Source organism: Pontibacter oryzae (genome assembly GCF_003576375.1).
Lineage (GTDB): Bacteria > Bacteroidota > Bacteroidia > Cytophagales > Hymenobacteraceae > Pontibacter > Pontibacter oryzae.
Genome location: NZ_QWGE01000005.1, coordinates 18,936 through 44,301 on the forward strand (window position 1 = coordinate 18,936; position 25,366 = coordinate 44,301).

Sequence of the window (25,366 nt, forward strand, 5' to 3'; positions counted from 1 at the left end):
TAGCTGAAGCAATGTCTGTTTTGCAAGCGTTTATAATAGCCTTACCGTATAAAAGAAGAAAGCCGCTCCAATATATGGGTCGGCTTTTTTAGTTCTGGCTGCTTTCCAAAGAAAATGGGTTGAGCATCCCCTATATTTTCTGCCAGTCAAGTATAGCTCGGACGCTCTCATTCTCAGCTAAAGTATGCTTATGTTGTTCCGTAAACCGGAGATGAGACTGGTACTCCCAGTATAGGCTGCATATCGCAAATTACATACAAGTCAAACAGCCCCGCAGTTTATAACGCGCTAACCTTAGTTTGATTATTTTATGATATTAGATAATGGCTTTAATCAAGCACTAGCCAAAATCTGTGGCAAGAGAAACATAATGGTTCTGATAAGCATATTACTCCTTTTCCAACTCTTTTATATCTGCTATCAGAGATTGTATACTGTTGGGATCTAGTCCGTTGTAAATACCCCGGATATGCCTTTGCTTGTCGACGAGCACAAAGTTTTCGGTATGTAAAAACACATCTTCGTCTTTAGTTAAGCCCTCATCTTCCTCCACGAAATAATATTTCCTACCCAGGTCATAAATCTCGCTTCGGTCTCCGGTCAACAGCTTCCACCTTTTAAAATTTACCCCGTGGTTGCTAGCGTACTCTTTCAAAATAGCGGCATTGTCGTAGTCTGGGGTTACGCTGTGCGAGAGCAGCAGAATGTCGTCAATGTCTAAAAACTCACGCTGCAAGTCAGTCATGCTGCTGGTTAGCTTTGGGCAAATGCCCGGGCAGGAGGTGAAGAAAAAATCCACCACGCTTATCTTGCCTTCCATGTCGGCCTCTGTAAATTCCTGGTTTTCCTGGTTAATCAGGCTAAACGCTCGGATCTGATGAAACTCGTTGTTGGCGGGCAATTCCCATTTCGGTGTGAAGTCCGCTGAATCATAGTATGGGAGCACTCTGCCAGATTTTTGACAGGAAAACAACGCAAGGGCAAACAAGAGGATAATGAAACGATTCATCTGATAGGATATTTTGTGATAAGTATAACGTGAACTTGGTGATATCGGGGTGGTATCAAGATTTGAACCTCCTTCTTTTATAGCCTGCTTTGCGCTCCACGCCTGCTGGGGCGCGTTTTCCCGCTCGGCGCTGTGTACATTTCCTGCCTTACGGCTGCCACTGGCGTGGCACCGGAAATCTACAATGCGGCTCCCGGAAAAACTGGGAATCATTTTGCTTTGTTCTGACAGTAGAATAACCTAAATGGTTGTAGACTATATTTTAAGTTATTCAAACTTCTGTAATTCCCGAGGTCGCGTAATTTAGCTTATTTCAGCACTGTCAGTTTTACTGCCTCATCTTTTAAGGTATAGCACAAGGCGGATTTTTGCAGGCCGTACCGAAAGCCATCCCTGGCTTCGTAGTTGATGTATGGTTTTCCGTTTTCGCGCCAGGCCTGTTGCATTCCGTGTTCCTGGTCGTCTTTAAAATTCAGAAAGGCGTATGGGCTGCCGCTTTCATACCATTGCTTTTGCAGTCCTTCGCGCTTGTCATGGTAATAAGTGAAATCGAACCGCATGTTTCCGTTCTCCCAATACCCATAATGCCGGCCATAGCCCACATTCCCCCGGTAGCTTCTGACGTCTTTCTGGTTGCCGTTGGGATAATAGGTTTTGGTGAGGCCATGTTGCATACCCTGGTAATAGGAGCCGACAGATTTCAAGGCCCCGCTTTCATACTTCTCCACGATAAACCCTGAAAAGGGCTTATCATGGAAAAAGTAAACACCGTTATTCAGAGCCAGCCCTGGTGCAACAGCAGCAACTGTATCCGCAGGAATTTCAGCGGTATCCACTTCCTCGAAAGTAACAGCAATCTCTTCTTTTTTATCATCTGCGCAGCTCAGGCAAAACATCAGAACGAGAAACAGGCTGTATGGGAAAACGCTAAAACGTGAAGGTGCCTTTTGTGCCATTGTAACTGCCTGCCTTTAGAATATAAAACCGCGAATCCAGGTAGCTGACATTCGAGGTATGGTAATGATAGATGGGCGTTGAGAAATCAGCCGTCACGCCTGTATGCCCCCCGTTGGAATCTAAGTTTGAGGGGTAGGTACCGTCACTGTCTTTACGGCCGTAAATGGGAAAGCCATCTCTTAAAAACCCGATCAGTTTGGCATCGTCAAGAGAGGTGAAATCACCGTTGAAGTGATAGTGGTATAAACCGCCTGGCCCGCTATGCGCCCCACCCCTGTCAAACGATTTAAGGGTTCCAGCATCCACCGGAACATTGCCACCCTCACGGTCATTGTAAATTGCCACGCCATTCAGCGCCATACCTATTGGCCCAAGCGAAGTCGCCTCTTTGGTAGCAGCCTCTGCCGGAAATACGGGGATTGTCATTACAAATGTCTGCTCCTGAAGGGTACCGGGGTTCACCGTTTGCCCATCCAGCGTGGGCGCCTCATACAAAGCATGCCCACTTCCCCAATAGGGACTCACGTGGTCCGGAACTCCGTTTGATTTCAGCACGATACTGTTTGTGCCTACCGTAACGGTGACTGCACTTTTGAAATTCGAACTGATGGCATTGGCTATCGAAACAGTTCCGGCTGAAGCAGTTGTGGTGGGTGCTGCTTCATCGTTGTCGTTGGTATCGCAGGAGACAAGTAGGACAATGGCCAGGGCGCTCACGCCAAGTGTCAGGGTAAAGGGTTTACGGAGGTTTTTCATCAGTGTATGATTTGTTATACAGATGAATACTACCTTTTCGAATCAATCCTTCGGTTGACCCGCTATTTTTTAAATTTAATTTTTGATGGCAGCTCTGTGTAGTGGCAGTTAGCTATTCAGGCCGTCTAGGAGCCGTTCTTGCCTGGTCAAAATAATCCGCGAGGTTCGTTGTCAGGGTCTCGAAATACCTTAATTGGTCAGGTTTGCAAAGCTTCCTGAGGGAAACGAAATGATTGTAGTGCACTGTTTCGATCTCTTGCTGCAAGCTCCCCAACTCCTTGATAAGTGAGTCTTTAGAGCTGGCGTTTCCTTCCGCCAATGTTAGATAAAGCTCGCTTTTTGTTTCCCTCACTTGGTCATTCAAATCCTGGATAGCCCTTTTGTGCTCGTCAATGAGCGCCTCATACTGCTGTACTTGTGCCTCATCCAAGTGCAGTTGCTCGATGATCTGGTGCCTAGGCCCTTCCTGTGCAAAAGGGGGCCGCCCTCCTGTCGGGTGCGGGTTATGACGGAAGAATAAAAATCCGACCAGGAAAAGGTTCAACACTAATAAACCAATCGCAGCTATACTTAGTAACTTTAATTTACTCACGGTAGAAGTCGTTTGAAGTAGTTAAATCCATTGCCAAGACCACTTCTTCGATACCCGGGCTGGTTAGGTTATCGGAAGTCTTGAGCAGGACAGAAAAGTTTAGCGAAAGCAGTAGGATAAATACCGCAGCAAAAGCCCACCTCCAGGCAAAGGGTGCCGGGAGGCTGCCGGCTGACTCGATGCGCGCCAGGATGCGGGTATACAAAAACGAGGGCGGATCCACGGGTTGTATCCTTTTCAGTGAATCCAGTTTCTTGTCGATGTCCATAGCATTTAAAATAATTAGTACGACCTATATCTTAAAATCCTTCGCTGTCTTTCAATTTTTTCTCGATTGTCTGCTTGGCACGCTGCAGCAGCGACTCCACAGCCTTCACGCTGGTATCCATGATCTCGGCCACTTCCTTTTGGGGCCTATCCTCGATCTTCGCTAAAATAATGGCTGTTTTCTGCTTATCGGGCAAGGCGTAAATAATCTGCAAAAGCTCCTCCATGCTCTCCTGCTCTTCCAAGGGCACACCGGGGTGGCTGACCTTGGCCACATCATGCGCCAACTCGTCGGACTCGGGCTCGAAAAGAGAGGAAATAAACCCAAACCGCTTTTTCCTCTTTTTCGCTTTCAGAAAATCGAGCGATTGGTTAATGGCGATGCGGTAAATCCAGGTTTTAAGGGAGGCGGTCTCCGAATTGTATTGATCCAGGTGATGATAGACCTTCACGAAAACTTCCTGCGCCAGGTCCTGGGCGTCCTCTCTGTTCAAAACGTAATGCAGGCAAACGTTGAAGACAAGGCTTTTGTATTCGCTGTAAATAGCCTCAAATTCCGCTTTGCTTGTCATTGGTAGTATAGCGCTGTTTTATAGTTTTAAGGAAGAGCCAAAGTATACAAAATCAACGGGATTCTGAGCTTTTTCAAGAACCAGTATGTGATTACCGGGGATAATTATTATTGGACAGAAAATCGGCCCACGACTGGCGCTACTATAGTTGAGGATTAATATAATTGGGAGGCTTCCGTTAAACCGGATGAGGTATGGCAGTTACTCTTCAATACATTAAAGGACGGCACAACACTTGTCAGTCTGAAATCAGCGCGTTGCATGCCCCTTTGGATAAATACCTGGACATTACTTTGATGTTGAAGCAATTTCTTATTTACAGTAGCTAATTAGCAATGCTTAAATAGTGTTTACGCAACTGGGGGTTAAATTTTTCAATTGCCAATCTTAGAGTTACTCTCGGCATAGTTGCAGCATATTTATTCAAAAAGGCTTTCAATCTGTCTTCATCTCTTTTACCTGCTTCTCGTATCCAGCTGCCTACAGCGGTCTGTACAAAATGTTCGGTGTCATTTACTAGCAGTTCCGCAATCTTGAATGTATCCTCAATTTCATTTTTTCTAATGAAGAAATAAGTACTTACAATAGCAGTTCTACGTTCCATTGGTGCAGTGGATTTTGCTAGCTTATAGAGCGGGTTCTTGTCCTTGTCGTACAGATAACCGCCAACTACATAAGGTGCTGCTCTATCTACCATTCCCCAGTCATCGATGTATGTATGATTTTCTATATAGGCGCGGTAAATTTCACTCTTCTCTAATGTTGTTGTTTTCTTGTTTCGCGCTTTCCAGTCCAAAATCGAAACAGCTCCAAGTCGGCAATCAGCATCTTTATTTTTAATCAGCTTAACTACCTCTAGTACTGTCATATACTGAAATTCTTTTGCTAATGAAAAAATCTCCCTTTTCGGAATAGCTTTTGGATATTCTTGGCTAATCATTTTTAAGGTTTCAATGAACTCTGTTGCTGTCATCGTCTTTCTTTCATCAATATTTCGCTTCTAAGCCTTTTCTACCTTAGTAAACCTGACATGCTAACTAGAAGAAACAAAAAAAGCCTGCAAACTATTTATTTGCAGGCTTTTAGTTAATTTTGGTATCGCTACCGGCAGAGAGTAAGGGATTCGAACCCTTGATACCCTTTTGGGGTATACACACTTTCCAGGCGTGCTCCTTCGACCACTCGGACAACTCTCTAATTGTGGTGCAAATATACGCTTTTCTGTTTTACATCTGCAAGTATGAGTCGTTTATACTTTCACAATATCTAAATAGTTATCTCACCGCGCAGGTTCTGTTGCAGCAACCCAATTCGCTCCTGGTGGCTTATACTCTGGCCCAGCACAAACATTAGTTTAGAAATGGCAGCTTCTGTGGTGATGTCGGCTCCGCCAATAACCCCCATGTTTAGTAAGTACTTGCTTGTTTCATAGCGCCCTTGGTCCACGCGGCCTTCATCGCACTGCGATACGTTTAACACCAACACTTCCCTGGAAACAGCCTCTTTTAAAAGCTCCAGAAACCACGGCATAGTAGGCGCATTTCCTGAGCCGAATGTTTCCAGCACAAGCCCTTTCAGGTCCGGGGCCTGCAGTATGCTGCGTACAACTGCCGGCGTTATCCCCGGGAAAAGCTTCAGGATGGCCACATTGTCGTTTAGCACATGGTGCACTTTAAATGGCAGCTGGCTTGGTGGCAGAATGTTCTCGTAGCTATACTCTATGTCGATGCCGGTTTCTGCAAGCGGCGGGTAGTTATCAGACTTAAAGGCATCGAAATGACTGCTCTCCACCTTTGTGGAGCGGTTACCGCGCAGTAGCAGGTTACGGAAGTAGATGCATACCTCGGGCACAACGCTCTGGCCGTTGCGCTTGGTGGCGGCAATCTGCAAAGCCGTGATCAGGTTCTCGCGGGCATCCGTCCGGATACGGCCTATTGGCACCTGCGCTCCCGTAAAAATAACCGGCTTTTGCAGGTTTTCCAGCAAGTAACTCATCGCGGAGGCAGAATAGGCCATGGTGTCGGTGCCATGCAGCACCACAAAGCCGTCATACTTCGCATAGTTATCCTCAATCAGACGGGCCAGCATCAGCCAGTCCTGCACCGATACATTCGATGAATCTATGGCGGGCTCAATGTTAAGCACCGTAACCAGGTAGTTAAACTGCCGAAGCTCGGGCACGTGGTCCAGAATCTGGGAAAAATTAAAAGGCACCAGGTGCTTTTCCTTCTCATCAAACACCATCCCTACGGTGCCACCGGTGTAAATGATAAGTATGGATGCCTCCGGGTGCAGCGGCGCAGCGGTTTCTATATCTACTTTTACAACATTCATTACTACAGCTTAAAGAGGTTTTGGGCATTGGCCGTTGTTTTCTCTGCCACTTCCCGCAAGGGCTTTTGTAGCAGATCGGCCACTCGTTGCGCAATCAGGGGCAAGTATACCGGTTCGTTGCGTTTGCCCCGGTGCGGTGTGGGAGCAAGGTATGGGCAGTCAGTTTCCAGCACCAGGTCTTCCAGCTGCACGTGAGGCAGCACCTTGTCCAGGCCGCCGTTTTTAAAGGTTGCCACGCCGCCAATGCCCATCAGAAAGCCCAGCTCTTTTACTTTTCTGGCTTCCTCCGGAGTTCCGCTAAAGCAATGGAAAATGCCTTTGAGGGTACCATCCTGGGCAGCAGCTACAATCTCGTAGGCCTCGTTAAAGGAATCACGGGTATGCAACACGATGGGAAGCTGGTGCTTTTTGGCAAGTGCTACCTGCACGCGCAGCGCTTCCTGCTGCTGCGCCAGGAAAGACTTGTCCCAGTACAGGTCGATGCCGCACTCGCCAACCGCGGCAAACGTGCGCTTATCCAGCCATTCTTCCACCAGGTATAGCTCCCGCTCAAAATTCTTATCGACAGAAGTAGGGTGCAGCCCCATCATCGGAATACAGGAATCCGGGTACTTTACTTCTGCCTCTAGCATCGCATCGATAGACGTATGGTCGATGTTAGGCATGTATATTTTGCTAACTCCCTCCTGCCGGGAACGCTCCACTGCCTCGGCGCGGTCAGCGTCAAACTTTTCAGAATATATATGTGCGTGAGAATCAATCAGGTTCATGCTACTATTATTTAATTACCACAGCCCAAGTAAGCCATAGCAATGGTACACTCGTTTAAAAACCGCAAGTTAGGAAGAATTGCTGGTTGATGGTTGCTGATTGTTAATTGTTGAATGGCTGGATGGTTTAGTTGCTACAAAGTTAAATGGCTAAACTGTCATACCAGCCAAAATCAACTTTCTCCCCCCCCAACCTTCTAACCTTCTAAATTCTTAACTCCCCAACTTTCAACCTCCTAAACTCTCTAACTCTCTAATATTTTCTTCCTTTCCATACGGTTTTGAGCGGCAGGAAGAAGTATAGGATTAGGATGATGGAGGAAACGATGAGGTATACTTCGAAGAGCGGGTACATGAACCAGCGCACTTGGCGGCCAAGCCGGCGCAGGCAAGTATAAAGGTAAAGGCTTTGCAGGAGCAGTTTAAAGGCAAAGATAGCCAGCATAGCGCCTACCGAAGTATATGTAAAAAACGGGAGCAACACCGGGTAGTAAGCCGAATGAAGTATAAAAATGATAGCCATGTAAAACGGCAGGTGCATAGAGCCGCGCATCCAGCGTTTGCGCTGGTGCAGGTATAATGTAAACGTGGCAGCCGGTGTGGAGAGGGCAAGCACTTCGGATGCGTAGACGTTCCTGAACTGCCAGCCATACTTCAGCACCTCGTTAAAAATCGCAATGTCCTCCGTGATCGTGAAATCTATACTTTCGAAGCCTCCGGTTTGCCAGTATGCCTCGCGGCGCAGCAGCATGTTGTTACCCATAGCGGTTACAGGCAACCCTAGGTCCGATACAACCTGCATTAGCCCTAAGGCATACAGCCAGTCCATGGCCTGCAGCCTAGCAAACAGTGTGTTTCCGGTTATGGTGGTGATGCCCGTTACCACGCCAACCTTGGGGGTAAGTGCGCCCAACATGGCCTTTACCCAGCGTGGTGGCACGGCTATATCGGCATCGGTATAAAAGAAGTAGTCTGTGGACGCCAATTTGGCTAGGTGCGCCAGCACGTTGGCTTTACCTTTGGCCTTGCCTAAGGTATGGGTAATGCTGATGCAGGTATAGTTTGGCTTACCATTTATAAAGCAATCAATCACAGCCCGCGTGTTATCCGTGGAGGCATCATCGCCTATCAAAACCTCTACCTTATCTTTTGGGTAATCCAGCGCCTCAATGGCCTGCAGGCACCGCAAAATAGTACGCTCTTCGTTTCGGGCGGCTATAAGTATGCTGATGCGTGGCAGGGTTTTGGGCTCTGAGGTATAGCGCTTGCGGTTAAAAAGCAGCAGTCCCAGCAAAGCTAGGAACAGGCAGAAGTAAAGAATAAAATAGGCTACCGATATGATCATAAAGACTCGAACATATAGCCTTGCTGCGCAAAATGGTCCAAATAGCGTGGCAGAACATACATCATGTTTCGTTTAGCTTTCAGGCTGTCGTGGAATACGATGATGCTGCCGCTTTGGGTACTTTCTATACTTTTCCGTAGGCACTTTTCCGGCCCTAGCGACTGGTCGTAGTCGTTGGTGAGTACGTCCCACATGATCAGCTCATAGGTGGCGCGCAGCTGGCTGGCCTGTGCCTTACTGATGCGGCCATACGGTGGGCGGAATAAATTTGAAAAGCTTTGTTGCAGCTTATCCAGTTCTTTCTGGCACTGCGCTGTGTTCTGCACGTAGGTTGCCAAAGGTGTTTGCCACCCTTTGAGATGGTTATAGGTATGGTTAGCCAGTAAATGCCCTGCCTGCATTACCTGCATTGCCACCTCCGGGTGCTTCCTTAAATTTTCGCCTACGCAGAAAAATGTTGCCTTGGCATTATACTTTGCCAATTGGTCCACTACCCAGGGCGTTACCTCCGGAATCGGGCCATCATCAAACGTAATATAGAGTACTTTCTGATCCTTCACCTCGCGGTGCCAGGTATAGCCGGGCAATAGCTTTTTCAGAAGCCAGGGAGTTTTGTAAAGGCGGATCAAGGTACTTGCTGCTGGTTAAGTTGACTTTTGCTTTCTGGAATGGAGGGATCGCTTCTCAATAAGCTGAATTAATCATGTGGCAATTCAGCCAATCAACGATTTATGATCACTTAAACCGGCAGGAGAGCAGAGTAATGTCATCGTTGAAGTTGGCTTCCTCGTTATATAGATTGATTTCGCGGAGCAATTGCAAGTGCAGCATTTTAGAGCTCAGGAAGCGGTTACGCTTCAGGAACTCCACTGTGCCCTCAATACCAAACTCAGCCTCGTCCTCGTCAAACACCTCGGTCAGGCCATCTGTGTAGCACAGCACAATAGATTGCTCCGGCACATCCACTTTGCCCACATTCATAAACGGCAGCACATCAAATACGCCTAGCATGGTACAACCATCGTTCAGGAGTTGGTGCGTATTATCCTGGTGAAGAAGTATAGGCGCGTTATGGCCAGCATTTACATAGTTCAGCTCGCGGGTGCGGCGGTTGTAAATGGCTACAAACGTAGTGATAAATTTTTCAGCGATCGCATTACGGTAAATCAGGTTGTTCAGCTCCGATACCACGGTGCTCAGGTCTGAGTTTTGGCGAAGTATGGTGCGCAAGCCTGCCTGGAAATTGGACATGAGTAGCGAGGCCGGCACACCCTTTCCAGACACATCGGCTACGCAGAACAGAAACCGGTCGGCATCTATCTCGATAAAATCGTAATAGTCGCCGCCAATGGATGAGTGCGGAATATAGCTGGCATGTATGGCCACATCCTTATCGTTAGGCAGGCTCTTCGGGAATAGCATGGATTGTACTTCACGGGCAATCTCAATCTCCCGACGAATAGATTCCTGCACCAGTCTTTGGCGTGCCATTCGGTGGTTTTCGATGGCAACCAGCATAATGTTACTCACTGTCTGCACAAAGTTCAGCGCTTCCAGGTTATTATAGTATGGCTGGATTTTGCCAATCAGCACGAAGGCCAGTACCTTACCATTATGCAGGATAGGGATAACAATATCAAAGCAACGCCATTTCTTCTCTACCTGCAACTTCGACATCTTGGTGATTTCCTTAACGGCCTGGATTTGCTCGGGCAATACCTGCTTCGTGAAGTCCAGATCAGAGCCGGCGCATACTTTGCACTGCCACTTTTCATCGTGCACAAACAAGGTGAGTCGGCTAATCTGCAACTGAGCAAGTAGGGTAAATCTGTATATTTTGTACAATGCGCCCTCCGGCAGGTTATCGTTAATTGCTTGCGTAATTTCAAGCAATGCCGATAACTCCAGCTTCTTTAGGTTAAGCTCCTGCTGTGGGTTTGGTACAATTATATCGGGCATTGGGTTCGGGGTTTTTAGATCGGTCTATACAATGTGAGCCATCTTACCTACTGTTGCGCTTTGCCGGTTAAGGCATATGCAGCTATAAGGTAAAACTACTAAAAAAAGCTAAAATTCGGCATCCTTCCCCCAGGAAACCTACATTTGCTGCCTTTAATTTCACCTTATTTTAAACCAGTTCAGTTTTAAAGTAGTTTGGTTTAGTTTTAGGCAGAAATGCTATTCAAGTAGTGGCAATAACGATAAATAAAGTCCGGTTGTTTAGTAAAATAAATTTATTTCTCTAATAGCCTGTAAGCTTACCACTTTCTTGTTGAAACTTATATTTTAAGCCATGCAACAGGAAAACCGAGCACATGAAAGTAGTGTTATTAGGCTTGCCGGCTACTAGACCTAGTTTAACTTTTCAGCCTTTGCAACACAAAAGCAGTTTCAATGTTTCAAGGACTCTATTAAACGCCTGATAATCAAATAAAAAAAGATGTTATCGCAAGAAACACTTTATTGCGCTAGATGGAGTTGTGCACTACCAAACCGGCTTTAGTGGCTAGAAAAAAGTATTCCTGGCAATGTTTCCCAAAAGCTGACTTATCATACTCGTGCTCTGTGTCCTGGTCCGGGTACAGGATTTTAACATACCCACGCTGAATAAGTGACTGAAGGGCAGCACATAACTCCTCATCGTTTAAAGATAAGGTGCTTTTGAGATCGGGGTACGATGTTACGAAGTACAGCTCGTCCAATATGTCAAATTCATTGTCGCTCATGGTGTTCGGATAGTGCGGCCTTTCCAGCGATAGCGCCCTAAGAGGCCGTATATCCCTGTAAAAACCACGTATGGTATGTATACAAACTGAAGAGGCAGCACATACCATAGGTAATCTGGGCGCCTCATAAAGCTCAATATCAGTTTTAAAAATAAATAATCGACAGCAAATTTTATAGCATAGGCTGCTAAAAACATCCCAACCGGCAGGTTACCCGTTAAAACAAGCGGAATAGCCAGGAATAAAAGGAAGTTTATAAGGAACACGCATAGGGCAACCAACTGAACGCCTGCATTCTGATAACTTTTCCATTTGCTGGCCCACCGTACCCGCTGCTGTATAAAAGAAACCAGCGTTTTACGTGCCTCCGTATAAACCATTGCTTTAGGGTTTTTAAGGAAGATAACCTTGCCCGGATACAACTTATCCACTTTGTGCAGCAGAAACTCATCATCACCGCTCGCGATTTGCTCGTTCCCTGAAAAGCCACCCACTTCCTCAAAGATGCGCTTTGTATACGCTAGGTTCGCCCCATTGCACATGTTTGGTTTCCCTATGGCAATAGATGCCCCCCCAATACCGATTAGGCTGGCAAATTCTACCAACTGCATGCGCTCGAAGTGTGTTAGCGTGGGGCTAAAGCACACCGGGCCGCTGATAAAGTATGGCTGCTCTGATTCATACAGAAATGCATAGCTGCGCAACCACTCCTCCCCTACCCTGCAGTCTCCGTCGGTAAACACGAGCAGCTCGCCTTTGGCCTGCGCCACGCCTAGCTGCACCGCTGCTTTTTTACCTTGCTGTTGAACATAATTATTTAACTGAATCAATCTAATGGGTAACCCTGCGCTGCTGCCATACTCCTGAACCAACGCAACTGTATCATCATCCGAATGATCATCCACAACCAATACCTCCAAGAGTTGCTTCGGATAATTTTGGCGATCCAGGTCGTGGAGCAGGGCTTGAATGCGCCGTGCCTCGTTGCGCACAGGTATGATAACGGTAACGGAAGTATGCGGAAGAAAAGTAACCCGAACATCACTTTGCGGCATGCGCTGCCAGGCCCACCAGCGGTTCAGGATGATCCAGCTGTACCATAGCAGCGCGGCAAACAAAAGCCAGGTCATCATACCTTCACTCCTTTCCGGGCAAGCCGCAGGCGCAGCACAAAGTATAAACCAGCCGCACTAGGCACGGCAATGTTCAGCAGCCACAGACTTAGGCTGGCGCTAAGCACCTGCAGCCGCACCTGACCCAATAAACCAAACAAGTACATCGCCGATAGCTCCCGCACCCCCAAGTCTGACAAAAAGCTAACCGAGGGCACCACCGATTTCAGGAAGAAAGTACCGGATACGCCGGCAAGGTATTGCACTGGGTTAAGCTGAACTTCAAAAAGTATGAGCAGAAGTATGAACTGCCCCAGAAACACTGCATATCGGCCTAAAGAAAGCCACAGCAGTTCTGAAATCTCGCTTGAAGTATAATTACCCATAACAGCGATATAGGGCACAAACCTGCGTAACGGTTTGATAGCAGCAACCAAAGCCACAATTGCTTTAGCATGGTAGAGCAACAACAAAGCACCTGCGCAAAGCGCCAGTAAAAGGATAAACAAGCTTAAGCTAACCGCCGGGTACGCGGGCCAGCCAAACTGTAAGATAAAGTATAGCAAGCCGCCCGAGCCTGCCAGCACCGTAGCCACCAATTGGCAAAACCTACCGATGAAAATAGCGCCGATGGCTTCCAGGCGTTCCTTGTTTTTAAGCTCCAGTACGCGCCCTGCATAATCGCCCAGCCGGTTTGGAGTGATAAAGCCCAATGTAAGCCCAACCATTACCGCCCGGTAGGCACGCAGAAACGAAATTGGTTCCAGCTTATGCCCCAGGCGCTGCCATTTGCGCGCCTCAAACGCCCAGTTTACAGGTATAAGTATGGCCGAAAGTATAAATAAGTAACGATGCTGGCTTTGCACAGCTTTTCTCAGGATATCGGGCCAGCTTAACAGGGTATCTGGTGCGGTGCCGATTGCCTGGTATAGCAAAAATACCGTGAGCGCCACAGCTAGTAGCTTACCCAAAAGCAAAAGGAATCTTTTATGCAGGTTGATGTTCAAGATAATGTCTTAATTTTGCACCTCTATGGCTTACACTTCTGCACTTCCACCCCATAAACTCATTCTTGGCATTGACCCCGGCACACAAATTATGGGCTATGGCCTGATAGAAGTGACTGGTTCTAAGGTGCAAGTGCTGCAGTATGGCGTTATCCACCTGAAAAGCTACAGTAACCACGCCATCAAGTTAAAGAAAATATTTGACCGCATGATACAGCTCATCGATGAGTACCTGCCCGACGAGCTGGCCATCGAGTCACCTTTTTACGGCACCAACGTGCAAAGTATGCTGAAACTGGGCCGCGCGCAGGGTGTGGCCATTGCCGCCGCCCTCTCCCGCGACATTCCGTATGTGGAGTACGCCCCTAAGAAAATAAAGCAATCGATTACCGGCAACGGCAATGCCTCTAAAGAGCAGGTGGCCAGCATGCTGATGCAGATCCTGAAAATACAGGAAGCACCGAAGCTACTCGATGCTACGGATGCCTTGGGCGTTGCGCTCTGCCACCACTATCAAAAAGGAAACAACGCCAAGCAAGGCGGAAAATCTTGGAAGAGCTTCTTAACGGATAACCCGGACAGACTAGCAAGCAAGTAGCATTTGCCTGAGCATACTTTTGTAAAGTATAGCCCTTCCGTTTTGGTGCAAGTCTATATTCTTGAAGGTTTTGTAATGCAGGTTTTGCAATCCGGCTGGCTCGAAAAGTCATACCTCTATACTTTGGAACCGTATTGATACAGTATTTATGCGTCAGTTGGGTTGAAGCCTTGCGGCAGATAGTTTGCCTTATGTATTGACAAAGTATAAGCAGGGCCCGCTGCTAAAAAATAAAGAGCCGGCAAACTGGTTACCGGCTCTTCTGAGTTCCTTTTATTTCCAGCGTATCTTTAGCTGTGGTATGCTTCTCGTATTTTAGCGGCTATTTCCTCAAACTCTTCCTTGCTAAACTTCTGCTTGTTAGCAAAATTCATGTCTTGCATGCTATTTAGCGGAATAAGGTGCACGTGCGCGTGCGGTACTTCTATACCTACTACGGCCACTCCGATGCGCTTGCACGGGATAGATTTTTCGATGGCGGGGGCCACCTTTTTGGCAAAAGCCATCAGGCCCATGTATAGGTCGTCATCCAGGTCGAAGATATAGTCTACCTGCTGCTTCGGTATTACCAGCGTATGCCCTTTGGTGGTCGGGAAAACGTCCAGAAAGGCAAGAAAGCGATCATCCTCTGCTATTTTATAAGCAGGGATCTCTCCATTTACAATCTTGGTGAATATCGAAGCTTCCATAGGTTAGCGGCTGATTTCTAAAATCTCAAATTGAATCTTACCAGCAGGAATCGTGATTTCGGCCACATCTCCCACTGATTTGCCTAACAGGCCTTTACCGATCGGTGATTTTACCGAGATCTTGCCTGCGGCAAGGTTTGCCTCTTCCTCGGCAACCAAAGTATAATCAACGACCATGTTGTTCTTCAGGTTTTTCAATTTAACCTTAGACAGGATCAGGGCCTTGCTGCTATCCAGGTTCGACTCGTCGATCAAACGGGCGTTGCCTACCACTTCTTCCAGTTTGGATATCTTCAGCTCCAGGTGGCCCTGGGCGTCTTTGGCAGCATCGTATTCCGCATTCTCGCTCAAATCGCCCTTGTCGCGGGCCTCTGCCAGTTGGCGGGCCACTTCGGATCTGCCCTTTGTCTTGAGCTCTGCTAGTTCGTCTTTTAACTTTTGCAGTCCTTCAGCAGTGTAATAATTGAACTTGCTCATAGTTTAGTCTTCACGTTTAAAACACAAAAACAAAAAGAACGGTTATGGCGTGCATAACCGTTCTTTTTGCCAAATATGTAAAATTAATTAATTCTTTTCCAGTGCGGGGGCCACTATAATTAAGCTGCCACCAAGTTTAGCATAAGCCTGACTTTTTGCAATTCAAAGTGCCGGAAGGCTCCTCCCCCACGGCAATCATCTAAGGCAAAGATAAAAATTTTTATAATATGGGAGTTAATTTTATTTTAAACCGGTTTGGCGTGTAAAATGCATCCTTTGGGGAACAAAACAGGCTAAAAAATCAGGTTTGCTGGGTTAAAAGCAGTGTTTTGTCGGGATATGTCTGATTACACCATGTCCACTTTTCCAGTACTTTTCCGGGCACGGATGCATGATCGGCCACCGGCTCAAAGCCACAGCTCTCGTAGAAAGCCCTGAGGTGCGCAAAAGGCAGGCAATAGATGGTTTTAGGCCCGGCCTTCTCCAGCAAGGCTTTCACCAACTTCCGGGCCAGGCCACTGCCACGGTATGGCTCACAAACAAACATGCCGCCAAGCTCCAGCACCTCATCTGATACCTTTACCAGCCTGCCCATGCCCGCCGGTTGCCCTCCATTCGTTGCCAAAAGTATGATTTCATGGTGTAGCTCGGATTCCTGGAACTGCACCGTTCGGTACTGCGCATTTATCCAGGGCATATCCTGCGGGGTGGCCAGCCTGATGAGAAACTCCATTGCCAGAAAGTATGGTTTTGCTTTTTACTACTGTTGCAAGGCAACGATTTTCTCCACCAGCACCTCGTTTATCTTTACATAAGACTGGTGGGTCCAGCCGGCAATGTGCGGCGTAAGTATCACGTTGTCTGCGGCTGAGAGATACTCGAAATCCTCTTCCTGCTGGGTGCTGAGCATGTGCAGTTTCTCGTTTTCCAGTACATCCAGGGCCGCTCCTTTCACAGCACCGGTTTTCAGGTGCTGCACCAGTGCCTGCAGGTCTGCCACATCGCCGCGCGAGGTGTTCAGAAACCAGATGGGCTTAGCAAACGCCTTGAAAAAAGCGTCGTTGGCAAAGTGCAGGTTACTTTCTATGTAGGGGATGTGCAAGCTCACGATATCGGCTTCGGCCTGCAGGGCTTCCAGGGTTACGCGCTCTACGGGCAGGCTGATTTTTTCCGGGGCAAAGCGGTCGTAGGCCAGCAGGCGGCAACCAAACCCTTGTAATACACGCGCAAGGCTCTGGCCCATGTTTCCGTAACCAATAATGCCTACTGTCTTCGCGCTCAACTCCTCGCCACGGTTTTGTTCGCGAAGCCATACTTTGCCTTGCACCTGGCTGTGGCTGCGCGGGATATTGCGAAGCAAAGAGAGTAGCAAGCCAAGTGTAAACTCGCCTACAGCTTGGCTATTGCCCTCGTTGGCGGCAAGCAAGACAATGTTCCGCGCCTCAAGTGCCTGCACATCAATGTTATCCACGCCTGCACCGGCACGGGCAACAAATTTGAGCTTATCTGCCAACTCCAAAGTTTCCGCTGTAATGTGCATTTTGCTTCGCACCATCAGGCCGTCAAAACCCTCTAAGGCTTCGCGCACTTGATCCGGCGCAACGTTCGGGCAGTACTCGGCTTGCACGTTTATACTTTCCAGCATCGGAAACAGGCTGGGGTGCATTTCATCAATAATTAAAACTTTAATCGGTTGCGTTGACATATCTTAATTCTGCTAAAATACCGTAGAAACACGGCCTTTAAAGTATACTTTAACTTTTACCCCGGAGATTAACAAGGCATCCAGCACAGCCCTCAGTTCCTGCTGGTGCTTCTGAGACCTTATATGAAACGGGTAAGTATGATTTTGACCCTGAATAGTAAAGGAAATACGATTGTTTATGCCCCGCTCGATAGACACTGCGTGAGTAGAAACTCTTCTTTCTCCATCATAATCAAACACATCGATTTCCAATTGCTCAATTTCTTCATAGGGATAAAGGACTCCACTTGCTCTTACGCCAGCACGCTCCAGAACCAGGTAACGGCCAAGGTATCCATATAGCTTCTGCCTTCCGCTATCGTAATAATACTGCTGGAAGTAAATAAGCGCTGCAGCCGGAAAGAGAAACCACAGACAGTAGGCCTCCTCGGGCCAAAGCAAGTAGAAAATAGCACCACATAAGGCAAGAATAATATAGTATGATGTCAGGTCTGGCTTTTCGCGGCCCGGGACATATATTCTTGTCTTAAACAATTCAGCCATACCATACTATAGGTTATAGAGCCAGTGCGCGATACCGAAGTAAATGGTGAGGCCCAGCAGGTCGTTGGCGGTAGTGATAAAAGGGCCGGCTGCTACGGCGGGGTTTATGCCGAACTTATCCAGGATCATCGGGGTAATGGTGCCCATCAGCGAAGCCAGCATCACCACTGAGAACAAAGCCACTGATACTACCATAGATAAGGTAAAGTCGCGGCGGAACAGGTACGTAAAACCCAACACAAGCAACGAGATGATGAGCGCGTTAACAATGGCTACCAGCAATACCTTGGTTAAACGCTGGATGATATTATCAAACATCACCTCGTTGGAAGAAAGCGTTTGGATAATGATGGACGAGGACTGAATGCCCACGTTACCGCCTGTTGCCGTAATGAGCGGCACAAAAAGCGCCACCGCAGGAAGCAAGGCAATATCGGCTTCGTAAAAACCCATGAACTGCGCAGCCAACAAGCCGCCCACCATACCGATTACCAGCCAGGGCAAACGCGCCCTGGAGATGCGAAGCACGCTATCGTCTTCCTCCACGTTCTCCGAGATACCTGTCATGAGCTGGCGGCTGAGCTCTGCCTGTTCCTGCATCACGTCCACCACGTCATCAATGGTGATACGGCCCAGCAAACGCCCTTGTATGTTGATGACCGGGATGGCTTCCAGGTCGTAGCGCTGCATCACGCTTACTACCTCGCTTTCGTCTTTGTAAGACTCAATCGAGATAACGTCTTCGCTGTAAATATCCTTAACCTGTGTATCGTCTTTAGAGAGCAGCAGTTTTTTAACGCTTACGCGGCCCAACAGTATATCGCGGTTATCTACCACGTATACCGTGTAAAAGCGCTCCACTTTTTCGGCCTGCCGCCTAATCTCATCGATGCATTGGCGTACGCGCCAGTTCAGATTTACCTTAATAAGCTCCTTTGCCATCAGACCACCGGCGCAATCCTCCTCGTAATGCAGCAGGTCGAGCACGGCGGCGGCTTTCTCCTCGTTGTCGAGCAGGGCAATTACCTCTTCCCGCGTTTGCACCGACTGCTCGTTCAGAATATCCACGGCGTCATCGGAATCCATCAGGTTTACATACCGGGCAATCTCCTGACTCGTAAAGTTGTCCAGGAACTCGTTGCGTATGTCATCGTCCAGGTCGCTAAGGATCTCAGAGCCTAGTTCGGAGGGCAAAATATCCAGGATATAGCGGGCCTCGTTGGAGTCCAGCTCATAGAGCACCGTGGTTATGTCGGCGGGGTGCATCTCGGCCATCGTGCCCAGAAGGAAGTCCTTGTCCTGGCGTTCGATGGCCTCTTCTACCTGCTCAATATATTCACGTGTAATCTCTACCTGCATGCTGCTACTGTTTATGCTGTTCTACCAGTTGAGTCAATTCTACGAAATCCTGTACCGAAAGCTGTTCGGCACGCTTATCGAAAACGGGTTGCGTTGTTATTTCAGGCGGCAAGTTAAAACTTCGTAGCGAGTTACGGAGCGTTTTGCGGCGCGTGCCAAAACTTAGTTTCACCACCTGCCGGAACAAAATCTCATCGCAAGCCAGGTTCTTCACGCTGTTGCGCACCAACCCGATTACGGCAGACTTTACCTTCGGCGGCGGGTTAAACACATGCTCGCTTACGGTAAACTTATAATCTATAGTATAATAGGCCTGCAGCAGCACGCTAAGTATACCGTACGCTTTGGAGCCCGGCGGCGAGGCCAGGCGCTCGGCCACCTCCTTCTGTATCATACAAACCACCTCGGGCACCACATCGCGGTGCTCCAGCACTTTAAAGAAAATCTGGCTCGATATGTTGTAAGGGAAGTTGCCGATGATGGCGAAGTTACCCGGGAACAAGGTGCTCAGGTCCGTTTTCAGGAAATCGGCAGAGATGATGCGCTCGCCAAGCTCTGGAAAATGCTGCTGCAAGTAGGCAATGGATTCCTTATCGATGTCCACCACCGTGGTGCGATACTCCTGGTGCTGCAGCAGGTACTGTGTGAGCACACCCATGCCGGGGCCAATCTCGAGCACATCCTGCACGCCTCCAGGCAGCGTTAGCTGCTCCACTATCTTCATTGCAATGTTCTGGTCTACCAGGAAGTGCTGGCCCAGGTGCTTTTTGGGTCTTACGTTGCTCACGTTGTGTTGCTTATGGTTTTGGGGATGCAAAGTATACTTTTTTGCCCAAAGCCGTTATACCTTTATTGAGTGCGGCGCCGGGCCGCTGTAGCTGCCAGAGCCGGTTTTCGCATTACGTATTATACTTACTATATTGCAGCCTCAAAGATACGAACGACAGATGCCAACACAACTTAAATACGATACAAGCTTAGCAAATAACACCAACCTGGCCCTGATTGTGTCAGCTGATTCGGTGGGACAGTTCCCGGAGCTACAGCCGGAAGAGCAGCAATATGTGGCGCAGCAGGTACAGCAGGAGACAAAACTCATCCGCCTGAACCGCTATACGCAACAAGTATATGTGGTGGTAACGCCAACTGCCAAAAACGAAGCCGCCCGCAACGAGGCCATTCGCCAGTCCGGCCATACTTTGCTAAAGCAACTGAAGTCTGATAAGCTGGAAAGCATCACGCTATTGGATAAAACAGGTGAAAACGCGAGTTTATACTTAGCCGAAGGACTTTTCCTGAGTAATTATACGTACCTCAAGCACAAAACCAAGGATGCCAAGCCAAGCCCGCTGCAAACCATTACTATTGCCGATGCGCAGGTAACTGAGGAGCAGGTGCAGGAACTGGCAAACGTGCTAGAAGCTGTAATTAAAGCCCGCGACCTGGTTAACGAACCGCACAGCCACCAATCGGCCACGCAGTTTAGCGAGCAACTGGAAGAGCTGGGCCAGGCAGCCGGTTTTAAAACCGAGGTGCTGGACGAGGTAAAGATACAGACCCTGAAAATGGGTGGCTTACTTGCCGTGAACCAGGGAAGCGAGGAGCCCGCCACCTTTACTATTATGGAGTGGAAGCCGGAGAATGCCAAAAACACCAAGCCTTACGTGCTGGTGGGCAAAGGCGTGGTATACGATACCGGCGGACTTAGCCTGAAGCCAACGCCAAATTCCATGGATTTCATGAAGTCTGACATGGCTGGTGCCGCTGCTGTGGCAGGTATACTTTACGCTGTGGCTAAAAACAAATTGCCGCTCCACGTGATCGGTCTGGTGCCAGCCACCGATAACCGCCCGGGCGGGCAAGCTGTTGCCCCCGGCGATGTGATCACCATGTTTGACGGCACTACGGTAGAAGTACTTAACACCGATGCTGAAGGCCGACTTATACTTGCTGATGCTTTAAGCTTTGCCAAAAAGTATAACCCGGAGTTGGTGCTAGATTTTGCTACGCTTACGGGCTCAGCCATGCGCGCCATTGGCAAAGAGGCCGCTGTGGCCATGGGCACGGCAGGAGAGGAAATCTTAAACGGCCTTAAAAAAGCAGGTGAGAATGTACATGAACGCCTGGTAGAGTTTCCGTTGTGGGATGAGTATAAAAAGCAGCTGGAGTCTGACGTAGCCGATATCAAGAACCTGGGCGGTGCAGACGCAGGGGCCATTACGGCAGGCAAGTTCCTCGAAGTGTTCACCAACTACCCGTGGGTGCATTTTGATATTGCTGGCACGGCGTACCTGCACGGCGAGGACTCTTACCGCGGAAAGCAGGCAACTGGCACAGGCGTTCGCCTGGTTTACAATTACCTTAGCGCATTGGCACGATAATCAGAAATGGATAACAAGTATAAAATAAAACTAGGCATCAGCATCGGCGATACCAACGGCATCGGGCCCGAGGTAATCGTGAAAACGCTATCTGATAACCGCATCCTGAATTACTGTACCCCAGTAATTTACGGCACCTCCGCCCTATTTAACAAGGTGCGGAAGGCGCTAAGTGCAGACCACTTTAACTACCAGCAGGTAGACTCGGTGCAGGCGCTTGTGCCACGCAAGGTAAACCTTATTAACTGCTGGGACCATGAGTTGGAGATAGCCCCAGGTACACCAACGGCAGAGTCAGGCAAGGCATCGCTGGATTCGCTACTGGCTGCTTCGCGAGATCTGAAAGCCGGTTTGCTGGACGGGCTGGTAACGGCCCCTATCAACAAGGACAACATACAGGCGGAGGATTTTAAATTCCCGGGCCACACAGAGTTCCTTACTTCATACTTTGATGCCCCAGAAAGCCTGATGCTGCTGGTAAGCGGCGATTTGCGCGTAGCTACCGTAACCGGCCACATGCCGTTGCAAGAGGTGCCGGGCAAAATTACTGAGCAGCTGCTGATCCGGAAGCTTACCATCTTGCTGGAGTCATTGCGTACAGATTTTGGCATTCTGAAGCCTCGTGTAGCCGTGATGGGCCTGAACCCGCACGCCGGAGAACAAGGATTACTGGGCAAGGAAGAAGTGGAAATAATTCGCCCCGCTATTATGCAGATGAAGGAGCGCGGACACCTGGTGTTTGGCCCCTACCCTGCGGATGGCTTTTTTGGGATGCAGCAATACCGTCAGGTAGACGCCGTTTTAGCCATGTACCACGACCAAGGCCTGATTCCGTTTAAAACCCTGGCCTTTGAGAGCGGAGTGAATTACACGGCGGGCTTGCCAATTGTGCGCACCTCGCCAGACCATGGCACTGCATATGATATTGCCACTAAGCACATTGCGAATGAAACCTCTTTCCGGGAGGCACTGTTCCTTGCCTGCGACATTATCAGGAAGCGCCACATGGAGGCAAAACCTATTGTATAAATAAAGCAGGGTGTTTTATTTATCAGAATAATATTCTAATTTTGCATCTTGCTATAAAGAGTCGGTTGTGAAGAAGCTAAGAGATTATGAAATCGGCATTGCCAAACTCAGCAACAAGAAACATGTTTATGAGTTTGTGCTAAACGATGACTTTTTTGAGGAATTCGGAAAGGAAATCATACTTGGCGGTAATTTGATCGCTCAAGTGGAACTGGATAAGACAGAGTCGCTGCTTACGTTCCACTTCGACATCAAAGGCCATGTACGCCTGACCTGCGACAGAAGTCTGGAGGAATTTGATTATCCGCTGGATGAGCAGGCATCGTTCCGTATTAAGTATGGTGACGAAAACATGGAGCTGGCTGATGATCTTTGGCAAATTACACCAAACACGCAGGCCATTAACATTGCGCAGCACCTATACGATTACATCGGGCTGGCACTGCCAATGAAGAAGCTGCACCCCCGTTTTGTGGAGGAAGAGGATGAAGAAGAGGACAACGATCAGGATATCCTGATCTATAGCTCCCGCTACGACTCCGACGAAGACGAGGATGAGGACGACGAGGATGATACGGACCCACGCTGGGACGCCCTCCGAAACCTTAACTAACAGAATTTTAGAAGTATAAAGTATAAACGTAAGTAAATTTTCAACTAAAAATGGCACATCCTAAACGTAAGATTTCGAAGACCAGAAGAGATAAGAGAAGAACTCATCAAGGCCTCTCAGAAAAAGCCATTGCAATTTGCCCAACTACGGACACGCCACACCTGTTCCACCACGCATACGTGGTAGAAGGTGACCTGTACCACAAAGGCAAGCTGGCTATCAAAAATTATACAACTAACGCCCAGTAAGCATTAAGCTGCTTTTGTTTTAGTTCTGTATAATTTTAACACCCCCTGTAAATGAGAATCGCTTTAGACGCCATGGGCGGTGACTTTGCACCTGAGGCTATTGTTAAGGGTGCTGTCCAAGCCGCTCAGGAGTTAGATGCTGGTGCATCTATCGTGCTGATTGGCAAGGAAGATGTAGTCAACGATCTGCTCAAAGAATATGGTTACACGGGTAGCAACATCACCGTTGTGAATGCAAGTCAGGTAATTGAGATGGGTGAACACCCTACCAAAGCCCTGACCCAAAAACCTGACTCCAGCATAGCTATCGGCTATGGGTTACTGAAAATGCAGAAAGTGGATGCTTTCTGTAGTGCCGGTAATACCGGTGCGATGCTGGTAGGTGCTATGTTCAGTGTAAAGGCCGTTGAAGGCATTCTCAGACCTTCCATCGCGGGCCTTGTGCCTAAGCTAAACGGAGGCATGGGGGTAATTCTGGATGTTGGTGCAAACGCAGACTGTAAGCCGGAAGTATTGGAGCAGTTTGGTGAGCTTGGTGCTATTTACGCCAAGTATGTATTGGATATTCAGAACCCTAAAGTGGGCCTCATGAACCTTGGGGAGGAAGAAGGCAAAGGTACCATGCTGACGCAGGCTGCTCACCAGCGCCTGAAAGCCAATACCAACATTAACTTTATCGGTAACATAGAAGGTCGTGATCTTTTTAACGATAAGGCGGATGTGATTGTGTGTGATGGCTATACCGGCAATATCATCCTGAAAATGGCTGAGTCGCTGTATGACATCCTGAACGATAAAGGCATGCATGACCCATTCTTCGACAAGTTTAACTACGAAGCCGAAGGGGGCAGCCCGATTCTGGGAATTAACGGCAACGCAGTTATTGGCCACGGTGTATCTAGCCCTAGGGCTATTTGTAACATGGTGTTGCAGGCCCAGAAAATGGCCTCATCCAAAATTTCAGAGCGTTTCCGTAAGAACTTCAGCGAGTAGCAACTGGCATTTTGCCAGCCAAAGCGTTAATAAAACTTGGCATAATCTGTTAAAAGATTCTTTTTAGAAGAAACTGACAGGTTATGCCAAGTTTTTTTTATTAAATTGCCTGCCTTAATCTTTATCACCTTAACTGATTTAACAAATGAGTAAGATTACTGCTGCCATTACAGGCGTGAGTGGTTATGTACCTGACTACGTGCTCACCAACAAAGAGCTTGAGACGATGGTCGAGACAAATGACGAGTGGATAACCTCGCGAACAGGTATTAAAGAGAGGCGCATTCTGAAAGGCGAAGGCCAAGGTACATCTCATATTGCAGTGCCAGCAGTTAAGGAATTGCTAAAGAAAACCAATACCAAGCCGGAAGAAATCGACTTGCTGATTTGCGCGACAACTACGCCAGACATGGTATTTCCGGCAACGGCAAACCTGATCACAGCAGAAGTTGGCGCGGTAAACGCGTTTGGTTACGATTTGCAGGCAGCCTGCTCTGGCTTCCTGTTTGCCCTAGCTACCGGCTCTAAGTTCATCGAGTCCGGGCAATACAAAAAAGTAGTTGTGGTTGGTGCCGATAAAATGTCTTCTATCGTGGACTACACGGACCGTGCCACCTGCATTATCTTTGGCGATGGCGGCGGCGCTGTTATGCTGGAACCAAACACAGAGGGCTTCGGCATCCAAGACTCTATCCTGAAATCAGATGGAACGGGTGCGCCATTCCTGCATATGAAAGCAGGTGGTAGCCGTAAACCCGCTACTATTGAAACAGTGCAGGCACGCGAGCACTATGCCTTCCAGGAAGGGCAGCAAGTGTTTAAGTTTGCTGTTAAAGGCATGGCAGACGTATCCGCTGAGATCATGGAGCGCAACCACCTGACCGGTGAGGACGTGGCTTGGCTTGTACCGCACCAAGCGAATAAACGCATTATTGAGGCTACAGCTAACCGCATGGGTCTTGATAACGAAAAGGTGATGCTGAACATCCACAAGTATGGCAATACCACCAGCGGCACGATTCCGCTTTGCCTCTGGGAGTATGAAAACCAACTGAAAAAAGGCGATAACCTGATTCTTGCCGCTTTTGGCGGAGGATTTACCTGGGGCGCTATCTACCTGAAGTGGGCCTACGATCCAAAATAAGAAATCAATAAAAGTATAGAACAGCGAAGGCGGCACCCATACCATTGAGTGCCGCCTTCGCTGTTTTTAGCACCTGTCCCCTACGTATAGGTGCGTATAATGCTTACCATAATGGCAGATTACAAAAAAAGGCTGGCCCA

The 25,366-nt window shown here is 48.3% G+C and carries 29 protein-coding genes and 1 tRNA gene; 7 read left to right on the forward strand and 23 right to left on the reverse strand.

Annotated elements, in window-relative coordinates; translation table 11 throughout:
• Positions 1-388: 388 nt before the first annotated feature.
• The 16 genes from D1627_RS14880 to D1627_RS14955 all read right to left on the reverse strand — a co-directional run bounded on the left by D1627_RS14880 (position 389) and on the right by D1627_RS14955 (position 13,411).
• Positions 389-1,222 (reverse strand): SCO family protein, encoded by an 834-nt coding sequence (locus D1627_RS14880; protein ID WP_233555649.1) that lies wholly within the window; start codon positions 1,220-1,222, stop codon positions 389-391.
• A gap of 95 nt (positions 1,223-1,317) precedes the next feature.
• Positions 1,318-1,965, reverse strand: coding sequence for a toxin-antitoxin system YwqK family antitoxin (locus D1627_RS14885; protein WP_119433075.1), 648 nt, complete (start codon positions 1,963-1,965; stop codon positions 1,318-1,320).
• The gene (locus D1627_RS14890) at positions 1,937-2,722 is read right to left on the reverse strand and encodes a YHYH protein (RefSeq protein ID WP_119433076.1); all 786 of its coding nucleotides are present in this window, start codon (positions 2,720-2,722) and stop codon (positions 1,937-1,939) included. Before D1627_RS14890 ends, D1627_RS14885 begins: the two co-directional genes overlap by 29 nt.
• Before the next feature lie 112 nt (positions 2,723-2,834).
• Complete coding sequence (locus tag D1627_RS14895; protein WP_119433077.1) at positions 2,835-3,314, reverse strand: periplasmic heavy metal sensor; 480 nt, start codon at positions 3,312-3,314, stop codon at positions 2,835-2,837.
• A complete protein-coding gene (locus tag D1627_RS14900) occupies positions 3,307-3,582 on the reverse strand; it encodes a hypothetical protein (RefSeq protein WP_119433078.1) in 276 nt (91 codons plus the stop codon). Before D1627_RS14900 ends, D1627_RS14895 begins: the two co-directional genes overlap by 8 nt.
• Before the next feature lie 31 nt (positions 3,583-3,613).
• Positions 3,614-4,153 carry an RNA polymerase sigma factor gene (locus D1627_RS14905; RefSeq protein WP_119433079.1) on the reverse strand — a complete coding sequence of 180 codons (540 nt, stop codon included), beginning with the start codon at positions 4,151-4,153 and terminating at the stop codon, positions 3,614-3,616.
• Between the two features lie 325 nt (positions 4,154-4,478).
• Complete coding sequence (locus D1627_RS14910) at positions 4,479-5,126, reverse strand: DNA alkylation repair protein (protein WP_119433080.1); 648 nt, start codon at positions 5,124-5,126, stop codon at positions 4,479-4,481.
• A 135-nt stretch (positions 5,127-5,261) separates the two neighbouring features.
• A tRNA-Ser gene (locus D1627_RS14915) sits at positions 5,262-5,349 on the reverse strand.
• 70 nt (positions 5,350-5,419) lie between these two features.
• On the reverse strand, positions 5,420-6,487 hold the full coding sequence (locus tag D1627_RS14920) for an asparaginase (protein ID WP_119433081.1): 1,068 nt from the start codon (positions 6,485-6,487) through the stop codon (positions 5,420-5,422).
• A 2-nt stretch (positions 6,488-6,489) separates the two neighbouring features.
• Positions 6,490-7,257: a TatD family hydrolase gene (locus tag D1627_RS14925; protein WP_119433082.1), complete on the reverse strand. Its 768-nt coding sequence runs from the start codon at positions 7,255-7,257 to the stop codon at positions 6,490-6,492.
• Between the two features lie 253 nt (positions 7,258-7,510).
• Complete coding sequence (locus D1627_RS14930) at positions 7,511-8,602, reverse strand: glycosyltransferase (RefSeq protein WP_119433083.1); 1,092 nt, start codon at positions 8,600-8,602, stop codon at positions 7,511-7,513.
• A complete protein-coding gene (locus tag D1627_RS14935; protein WP_119433084.1) occupies positions 8,599-9,231 on the reverse strand; it encodes a polysaccharide deacetylase family protein in 633 nt (210 codons plus the stop codon). Before D1627_RS14935 ends, D1627_RS14930 begins: the two co-directional genes overlap by 4 nt.
• Before the next feature lie 106 nt (positions 9,232-9,337).
• Entirely contained in the window at positions 9,338-10,561 is a 1,224-nt protein-coding gene (locus tag D1627_RS14940; protein WP_119433085.1) for a PP2C family protein-serine/threonine phosphatase, read from the reverse strand.
• A gap of 509 nt (positions 10,562-11,070) precedes the next feature.
• Positions 11,071-11,328, reverse strand: a complete 258-nt coding sequence (locus D1627_RS14945; RefSeq protein ID WP_119433086.1) for a hypothetical protein — start codon at positions 11,326-11,328, stop codon at positions 11,071-11,073.
• On the reverse strand, positions 11,325-12,461 hold the full coding sequence (locus tag D1627_RS14950; protein WP_233555650.1) for a glycosyltransferase: 1,137 nt from the start codon (positions 12,459-12,461) through the stop codon (positions 11,325-11,327). The genes D1627_RS14945 and D1627_RS14950 overlap by 4 nt, the downstream gene beginning before the upstream one ends.
• Positions 12,458-13,411 (reverse strand): lysylphosphatidylglycerol synthase domain-containing protein, encoded by a 954-nt coding sequence (locus tag D1627_RS14955; RefSeq protein WP_233555651.1) that lies wholly within the window; start codon positions 13,409-13,411, stop codon positions 12,458-12,460. The genes D1627_RS14950 and D1627_RS14955 overlap by 4 nt, the downstream gene beginning before the upstream one ends.
• Before the next feature lie 61 nt (positions 13,412-13,472).
• Here D1627_RS14955 and ruvC point away from each other — a divergent pair, with 61 nt between their 5' ends.
• Entirely contained in the window at positions 13,473-14,045 is a 573-nt protein-coding gene (gene ruvC / locus D1627_RS14960; RefSeq protein ID WP_119433089.1) for a crossover junction endodeoxyribonuclease RuvC, read from the forward strand.
• A gap of 290 nt (positions 14,046-14,335) precedes the next feature.
• Here the strand turns inward: ruvC and D1627_RS14965 are convergent, their stop codons facing one another.
• From D1627_RS14965 to rsmA, 7 genes are all read right to left on the reverse strand, one after another.
• Positions 14,336-14,734 (reverse strand): HIT family protein, encoded by a 399-nt coding sequence (locus tag D1627_RS14965; RefSeq protein WP_119433090.1) that lies wholly within the window; start codon positions 14,732-14,734, stop codon positions 14,336-14,338.
• Positions 14,735-14,737: 3 nt separating this feature from the next.
• Entirely contained in the window at positions 14,738-15,211 is a 474-nt protein-coding gene (greA, locus tag D1627_RS14970; protein ID WP_119433091.1) for a transcription elongation factor GreA, read from the reverse strand.
• A gap of 301 nt (positions 15,212-15,512) precedes the next feature.
• Positions 15,513-15,944 carry a GNAT family N-acetyltransferase gene (locus D1627_RS14975; RefSeq protein ID WP_119433092.1) on the reverse strand — a complete coding sequence of 144 codons (432 nt, stop codon included), beginning with the start codon at positions 15,942-15,944 and terminating at the stop codon, positions 15,513-15,515.
• Between the two features lie 27 nt (positions 15,945-15,971).
• Positions 15,972-16,916: an NAD(P)-dependent oxidoreductase gene (locus D1627_RS14980; RefSeq protein ID WP_119433093.1), complete on the reverse strand. Its 945-nt coding sequence runs from the start codon at positions 16,914-16,916 to the stop codon at positions 15,972-15,974.
• 12 nt (positions 16,917-16,928) lie between these two features.
• Positions 16,929-17,459 carry a hypothetical protein gene (locus D1627_RS14985; protein WP_119433094.1) on the reverse strand — a complete coding sequence of 177 codons (531 nt, stop codon included), beginning with the start codon at positions 17,457-17,459 and terminating at the stop codon, positions 16,929-16,931.
• A 6-nt stretch (positions 17,460-17,465) separates the two neighbouring features.
• Entirely contained in the window at positions 17,466-18,818 is a 1,353-nt protein-coding gene (mgtE, locus tag D1627_RS14990; protein WP_119433095.1) for a magnesium transporter, read from the reverse strand.
• Between the two features lie 4 nt (positions 18,819-18,822).
• Complete coding sequence (rsmA, locus tag D1627_RS14995) at positions 18,823-19,605, reverse strand: 16S rRNA (adenine(1518)-N(6)/adenine(1519)-N(6))-dimethyltransferase RsmA (protein ID WP_119433096.1); 783 nt, start codon at positions 19,603-19,605, stop codon at positions 18,823-18,825.
• A gap of 160 nt (positions 19,606-19,765) precedes the next feature.
• Here rsmA and D1627_RS15000 point away from each other — a divergent pair, with 160 nt between their 5' ends.
• The 6 genes from D1627_RS15000 (at position 19,766) to D1627_RS15025 (ending at position 25,226) form a co-directional block, all read left to right on the forward strand.
• The gene (locus D1627_RS15000; protein ID WP_119433097.1) at positions 19,766-21,199 is read left to right on the forward strand and encodes a leucyl aminopeptidase family protein; all 1,434 of its coding nucleotides are present in this window, start codon (positions 19,766-19,768) and stop codon (positions 21,197-21,199) included.
• 6 nt (positions 21,200-21,205) lie between these two features.
• Complete coding sequence (pdxA, locus tag D1627_RS15005) at positions 21,206-22,228, forward strand: 4-hydroxythreonine-4-phosphate dehydrogenase PdxA (protein WP_119433098.1); 1,023 nt, start codon at positions 21,206-21,208, stop codon at positions 22,226-22,228.
• 67 nt (positions 22,229-22,295) lie between these two features.
• Positions 22,296-22,841, forward strand: a complete 546-nt coding sequence (locus tag D1627_RS15010) for a YceD family protein (RefSeq protein ID WP_119433099.1) — start codon at positions 22,296-22,298, stop codon at positions 22,839-22,841.
• Positions 22,842-22,891: 50 nt separating this feature from the next.
• Positions 22,892-23,089, forward strand: a complete 198-nt coding sequence (gene rpmF, locus D1627_RS15015; protein ID WP_119433100.1) for a 50S ribosomal protein L32 — start codon at positions 22,892-22,894, stop codon at positions 23,087-23,089.
• Between the two features lie 51 nt (positions 23,090-23,140).
• Positions 23,141-24,082, forward strand: coding sequence for a phosphate acyltransferase PlsX (gene plsX, locus D1627_RS15020; protein ID WP_119433101.1), 942 nt, complete (start codon positions 23,141-23,143; stop codon positions 24,080-24,082).
• Positions 24,083-24,227: 145 nt separating this feature from the next.
• On the forward strand, positions 24,228-25,226 hold the full coding sequence (locus tag D1627_RS15025) for a beta-ketoacyl-ACP synthase III (protein WP_119433102.1): 999 nt from the start codon (positions 24,228-24,230) through the stop codon (positions 25,224-25,226).
• Positions 25,227-25,366: the final 140 nt, after the last annotated feature.